2 protein-coding genes are annotated in these 1,259 nt (G+C 72.4%); both read right to left on the bottom strand.

Annotated elements, in window-relative coordinates; all coding sequences use genetic code 11:
• Positions 1–20: 20 nt before the first annotated feature.
• Entirely contained in the window at positions 21–407 is a 387-nt protein-coding gene (locus tag WH07_RS34520; protein ID WP_046508925.1) for a tetratricopeptide repeat protein, read from the bottom strand.
• A 152-nt stretch (positions 408–559) separates the two neighbouring features.
• Positions 560–1,165 (bottom strand): dephospho-CoA kinase, encoded by a 606-nt coding sequence (gene coaE / locus WH07_RS34525; protein WP_046508927.1) that lies wholly within the window; start codon positions 1,163–1,165, stop codon positions 560–562.
• Between the last annotated feature and the right edge of the window lie 94 nt (positions 1,166–1,259).

The following is a 1,259-nucleotide window of genomic DNA, read 5'->3' on the forward strand; positions in this document are numbered from 1 at the left end:
GCCCTGCTACGTGCCCGGCCCTACGCGTCGCCGTCGCCGCCCTGCCCGCCGGATTCGAACTGCGCGGCCTTCACATACTCCGGCTTCGGGTCCAGCGCCGCCGCCAGCCGGAAGTGTCGTTTCGCCAGCTCGGGCCGGCCCGAGCGCTGGAACGTCCGGGCCAGGGCGAAGTGCGCGAACGCGTTGTCCGGCTCGCGCTCCAGGACCAGTTCGAATTCCAGCTCGGCGGGACGCAACTGCGCCGCCGCGAAGAACGCCCGGGCGCGCAGCAGCCGCGCCGCGGTGTTCTCCGGATGGGCGGCGATGACCGAGTCGAGCAGCTTCACGGCCCCGCGCGGATCGCGCGCCGCCAGCAGATGCTCCGCCGCGCGATAGTCGATGATGTGGGTCTCCGGGCTCTCGGGCACGGTCGCATCCTTCCCTGGCTGTGCGCTTTCAACTCCGGGCGCTTTCAAACTCCGGTCCAAGTCCGGCGTTCCGCGCCGCCTTCCAGGCCCTGTCCGGCGGATCTTCGCCAGACAGGACCCGGGCACGCCCGCCGCACGCCACGCGCCCTTGATCAGCGGCCGGCCGCCGCGCGTTCGGCCAGTTTCTCCCAGACCTCGCGCACCTGCGGTTCCAGCCGTTCCAGCGGGCCGTCGTTGTCGATGACGACATCCGCGACCGCTCGCCGCTCCTCGCGGGTCGCCTGCGCGGCCATCCGGTCGCGCGCCTCCGACTCCGCCATCCCCCGCTGCCGTACCAGCCGGTCGAGCTGGGTCTCGGGCGAGGCGTCCACGACCACCACCAGGTCGTACAGCCCCTGCAGACCGTTCTCGACGAGCAGCGGCACATCGTGCACCACGATGGCGTCGGGCCCGGCCGCCGCCTCCAGCTCCGCCGAGCGTGCGCGGACCAGCGGATGCACGATCGCGTTCAGCGCCCGCAGCCGGTTCCGGTCGGCGAAGACGATCCCGCCGAGCTTCGGCCGGTCCAGGCGCCCGTCCCCGGTGAGCACCTCCGGTCCGAACTCGGCGACCACCGCCGCCAGTCCGGGTGTCCCCGGCTCCACCACTTCACGCGCGATTCGGTCGGAATCGATCAGCACCGCACCGTAACCGGTCAGCAGGCGTGAGACTTCACTCTTGCCCGCACCGATCCCACCCGTCAGTCCCAGCCTCAGCATGCGCCCAGCCTAGGGCTTGTCCGCGACGTCCCGCCCGACCGGGACCCCCGCCCGGACGCCGGCCACATCAAGCAGCCGCACAGCAAGCGCCCGG

This window comes from Streptomyces odonnellii (genome assembly GCF_000981895.1).
GTDB classification, from domain to species: Bacteria; Actinomycetota; Actinomycetes; order Streptomycetales; family Streptomycetaceae; genus Streptomyces; species Streptomyces odonnellii.